The organism is Streptomyces sp. NPDC021225, assembly GCF_044332865.1.
GTDB lineage: Bacteria > Actinomycetota > Actinomycetes > Streptomycetales > Streptomycetaceae > Streptomyces.
The window spans coordinates 1-4,760 of the sequence record NZ_JBIRPV010000033.1 but is presented as its reverse complement, the minus strand read 5'-3'; the positions used below and the strand labels follow the sequence as shown (position 1 = coordinate 4,760).

4 protein-coding genes and 1 pseudogene are annotated in these 4,760 nt (G+C 69.3%); all 5 read left to right on the top strand.

All coding sequences use genetic code 11. The annotated features are described in order from the left end of the window. Window positions 1–108, top strand: a pseudogene (locus ACH4S9_RS47045) (roadblock/LC7 domain-containing protein); the annotation flags it as partial. Between the two features lie 102 nt (window positions 109–210). Continuing rightward, complete coding sequence (locus ACH4S9_RS47040) at window positions 211–621, top strand: DUF742 domain-containing protein (RefSeq protein ID WP_311727840.1); 411 nt, start codon at window positions 211–213, stop codon at window positions 619–621. Then, window positions 602–1,186 (top strand): ATP/GTP-binding protein, encoded by a 585-nt coding sequence (locus ACH4S9_RS47035; RefSeq protein WP_311727841.1) that lies wholly within the window; start codon window positions 602–604, stop codon window positions 1,184–1,186. Before ACH4S9_RS47040 ends, ACH4S9_RS47035 begins: the two co-directional genes overlap by 20 nt. A gap of 337 nt (window positions 1,187–1,523) precedes the next feature. Then, window positions 1,524–4,613 (top strand): nitrate- and nitrite sensing domain-containing protein, encoded by a 3,090-nt coding sequence (locus ACH4S9_RS47030; protein ID WP_398377819.1) that lies wholly within the window; start codon window positions 1,524–1,526, stop codon window positions 4,611–4,613. A gap of 10 nt (window positions 4,614–4,623) precedes the next feature. Further along, window positions 4,624–4,760, top strand: a 137-nt coding sequence (locus ACH4S9_RS47025; protein WP_210606506.1) for a roadblock/LC7 domain-containing protein, incomplete at its 3' end; no start/stop codon positions are given.

Sequence of the window (4,760 nt, the reverse complement as noted above, 5' to 3'; positions counted from 1 at the left end):
TGCGACATCGGCCTCGTGGGCTACGAGATGGCCCTGCTGGTCGACCGCGCGGGCACCGTCCTCACCCCGGACCTCCGCGCCGAACTGCAAGGCAGCCTCCTGAACTGACCGACCGACCGCCGCCCACCCGCTCGGCTGACAGGCCGAACGCCCCCCAAACGGCACCGACCGACGGCACGACCGTCACTTCCTGTCCCGACCGGAGGACCCATGACCCCGCCCCCTGCATCGCCCGGCCCGTACGGCGGCCATCACCAATCGCCGTACGGGGGTGAAGGCGACCAGCCGTTGGTGCGCCCGTACGCTATGACGGGGGGCCGGACCCGGCCTCGCTACCAGCTCGCCATCGAGGCGCTCGTCTCGACGACGGCGGACCCCGCCCATTTGCAGGGGCTGCTTCCCGAGCACCAGCGGATCTGCCATCTGTGCCGGGAGGTCAAGTCGGTCGCCGAGGTGTCCGCGCTGCTCAACATGCCGCTGGGCGTGGCGCGGATCCTGGTCGCCGACCTGGCCGAGGCGGGCATGGTGGCGATCCATCAGCCGGGGGGCAACGCGGAAGCGGGCGGTACCCCGGATGTGACACTGCTCGAAAGGGTGCTCAGTGGACTTCGCAAGCTCTAGCGGCGCTCCACCCGCGCGCGCGACCACCTCGGCCAAGATCGTGGTGGCGGGCGGGTTCGGCGTGGGCAAGACCACGTTCGTCGGCGCGGTCTCGGAGATCAACCCGCTGCGCACCGAAGCCGTGATGACCTCCGCCTCGGCCGGGATCGACGATCTGAGCCATGTGCAGGACAAGACCACGACGACCGTGGCGATGGACTTCGGCCGTATCACGCTGGACGACGATCTGATCCTGTACCTGTTCGGCACGCCCGGCCAGGACCGCTTCTGGTTCATGTGGGACGACCTGGTCCGCGGCGCCATCGGCGCGGTCGTCCTGGTCGACACCCGGCGCCTGTCCGACTGCTTCCCCGCCGTCGACTACTTCGAGAACTCCGGACTGCCCTTCGTCATCGCCCTCAACGGCTTCGACGGACACCAGCCCTACACCCCCGAGGAAGTCCGCGAGGCGCTCCAGATCGGCCCGGACACCCCGATCATCATCACCGACGCCCGCCACCGCAGCGAGGCCAAGAGCGCACTCATCACGCTCGTGGAACATGCGCTCATGGCACGGCTGAAGTAGGCGTAAACTCCCGGAAGTTGTCCGAGATCCGATGACCGGAGCGGGCTGTGTCCTAGGACACGGCCCGCTCGGACGTTCATAACGTTTCGACAGAGAAAAACCCTGGATCGGACACACAGGGCCATCGCACGACTCCGCTCCGTGCCCAATTAGTTCGACGTTTGACATGTCTCACCCGTAACGCCCGTTTTATCTCTGGTCCAGACAACTGGTCGGGTGCTTTGCCGACTGTTTTGAAAGCACCGACACGGCATGCTGGAATTCGCTGAACTGGGCGGTACGGGCTCAGCTGGGAACGGCACGACACAGGTGCCGACGCCGAGAGGTTGTTGGTCGAGTGAGGCGAAGCAAGCCGGACTCCGCGAAACAGGCGCGGGGGAACTTCACCCCGCCGCCGCGCACAGCGGCGCCACCCACCGACGCGCCGGAGCCCTCCGCCGCGGCCGGCGGTCGCCTGTCGCCGCGGAACTGGCGGGTGCCGGCCCGCCTGAACGCGATCCTGCTCATACCCGTCCTCGTCGCCCTGGTCTTCGGCGGCTTCCGCGTCGAGTCCTCCGTTTCCACCTGGAACGAGGCAGAGGACGCCGAGCGCACCGCCCGGCTGGTCCGCGCGGCCACGGCCTACGCCCACGCGCTGGTCGACGAGCGTGACCGCACCGCCGTACCGCTGCTCACCGGTTCCGCCGAGGACGAGGTGAAGAAGTTGCGGGCGGCGAGCGACGCCGCGAAGGCGGAGTTCGACAAGTACGCCGAGAACATGCCGAACACCGCGAGCCTCCAGCGCCGCCTCAAGGCGTTCCAGGCGGTGGAGCCGCAGCTGGCCAATCTGCGCCGCTACGCCTACACCGACCGGTTGAACGGGGTGAAGACCGAAGAGGGCTATGTCGCGGTCGAGCACTCACTGTTGGAGTTCGCAAACGAACTCGGTCTGGGCACCGGCAACATCACCTCCTACGGGCGGACCGTCTACGCGGTCTCGCTCGCCAAGGGCGCCGAATCGCTACAGCGCGCGATCGGCGCCCATCTGCTGGTCAAGCCCGGCCCCTCGGCGGCCGACCGCAAGATCCAGCTCACGGCCTTCGGCTCATATGTCTACCTGGAGAACATCGCCCTCACCGAGTTCCAGTCGGCCGGCCTCCCCGAGGACGTGGCCCGGCTGAAGCAGGCCATGGCGGCGGCGCAGAAGAAGAGCGAGCAGCAGGTCGGCGCCGCGCGGCAGAAGGCCGCGGACGAGGGCCGGCAGTTCGTGGTCCCACCGTCCATGGAGCAGATGGTCTCGTCCATCAGCGACGGCGCCAAGCCGGCGGACCTGAAGGAGCGCGGCATCACCCCGGCGTCGTGGCTCACCGCCTCCACGGCCAGGTTCGAGGCCTACCACCAGGTCGAGAAGCAGCTCGTCGACAACGCCGTGGACGAGGCATCGCAAATCTCCGCGAACGCAAAGCGCGACGCGTTTGTGAACTCCGCGATCGTGCTGCTCGCCCTCCTCCTGGCCTTCGTCGTGGCGGGCCGGATGGCCCGCTCCATGAGCCGCTCCATGCGGCAGCTGCGCAACGCCGCCTTCGATGTCGCGGAGCAGCGGCTGCCGGCGCTGGTCAACCAGCTGTCCCAGGCCGATCCGGGGCGGGTCGACACCCGGATAAAGCCCATCCCGATCACCACGCGGGACGAGATCGGCGAGGTGGCCCGCGCCTTCGACCGGGTGCACCGCGAGGCGACCCGGCTCGCCTCCGAACAGGCGATGCTGCGCGGCAACGTCAACGCGATCTTCACCAACCTTTCCAGCCGCAACCAGGGCCTCATCGAGCGCCAGCTCTCGCTGATCTCCGACCTGGAGAACAGCGAGGCCGACCCGGACCAGCTGGAGCAGCTCTTCCGGCTGGACCACCTGGCGACCCGTATGCGGCGCAACGGCGAGAACCTGCTGATCCTCGCGGGCGAGGAGCCGGGCCGCCGCTGGAACCAGCCGGTACCGCTGGTCGACGTGTTGCGCGCCGCCTCCTCCGAGGTGGAGTCGTACGAGCGCCTGGAGCTGGCCAGCGTCCCGGAGACCGAGATCCACGGCAACGCCGTGACCGACCTGGTGCATCTGCTCGCGGAGCTGCTGGAGAACGCCACCACGTTCTCCTCGCCGCACACCAAGGTGCGGGTGACCGCGACCCGGCTGCCCGACGGCCGTGTCATGATCGAGATCCACGACAAGGGCATCGGCCTGACCGCCGAGGACTTCGCGGACATCAACCACAAGCTGGCCAATCCGCCCACCGTGGACGCCACGGTCTCGCAGCGCATGGGCCTGTACGTGGTGGGCCGCCTGGCCGACCGGCACCACATCCGGGTCCAGCTGCGCCCGTCGGGCGAGCAGGCCGGCACCACCTCGCTGGTCATGCTGCCGGACGCGATCACGCACGGCGGAGGCGGCGAGGAGCTGCCCGGGAGCCAGGACTTCACGGTCTCCCCGATCGTCCCGGAGCAGGCGTCCCAGGCCCCGCAGGCCCCCCAGGCCATGCAAGCCCCGCAGGCTCCCGCGGTCTCCCAGGCCCCGCAGAACGCCCACGAGGCCACCGCGCCGCGTACGGCCGCCGACTTCGGCTTCGACGACTCGGCCTACGGCGCCGACCCCCTGCTGGGGACGGCGCCCGGGCCACTCGGTGCCACCGGGGCACCGGCCGCGGCCACCGGGCCGGCCGCGCCGCCGACGCCGACCGGGCCGGCCATGCCGTTCCCGCCTTCCGTGCCGTATTCCGAACCGGAACCGGATTACAGCACTCCGGCAGATCCTCTGACGCAGCCGTACTCCGATTTCACCGCCTCTTCCCACCAGGGGAATTGGAGCGATACCGGCTCGTATGAGTCGCCATTCGGGGCAAACTTCGGAGCACAAACCGGAGCACAAACGGAATCTGCGCCAAGCGCTCCCGAAGTTGCCCCGGAAAGCGTAGAGTTCCACCGTCCGGGGCCCTCCCCGAGCGCCATCAGCTCCCTGACCGACGCCGGTCTCCCCCGCCGCGAGAGGCAGTGGCAGCCGTCGGAGGACTCAGGGACTCAAGCGCCGGCCGCCACGGAACCGGCGGCGCCCGCGGCGCCGGAGCGGCCCGGCCAGGGCCCGGGGGAGCACGGTTTCACGGACACCTTCACGTGGCACGCGGAAAACGACCAGCGCTGGCACCGGGCCGAGCAGCTGCGTGAGCCGAAGGCCGGGGGGATCACCTCTTCCGGTCTGCCCCGGCGCGTGCCCAAGGCCAATCTGGTCGAGGGCTCCGCGGAGTCCACCGGAGCGGGCGGTCCCCAGATCTCCCGCGCGCCGGAGGACATCCGCGGCAGGTTGAGCAACCTGCGCCGCGGCGTCCAGAAGGGGCGCCAACAGCGTGACCAGCATGACCAACAGGGCTACGGCCCCGGCAGCAGCTACGATCAGGAGCGTTAGTGTGAGCCCGATGAGCCAGGCGGCGCAGAACCTGAACTGGTTGATCACCAATTTCGTGGACAACACCCCCGGGGTGTCGCACACGGTGGTGGTCTCCGCCGACGGACTCCTTCTGGCGATGTCCGAAGGCTTCCCCCGTGACCGAGC

Coding starts and splice junctions, on each gene's coding strand:
- ACH4S9_RS47040 (WP_311727840.1), top strand. CDS start 211: ATGACCCCGCCCCCTGCATCGCCCGGCCCGTACGGCGGCCATCACCAA.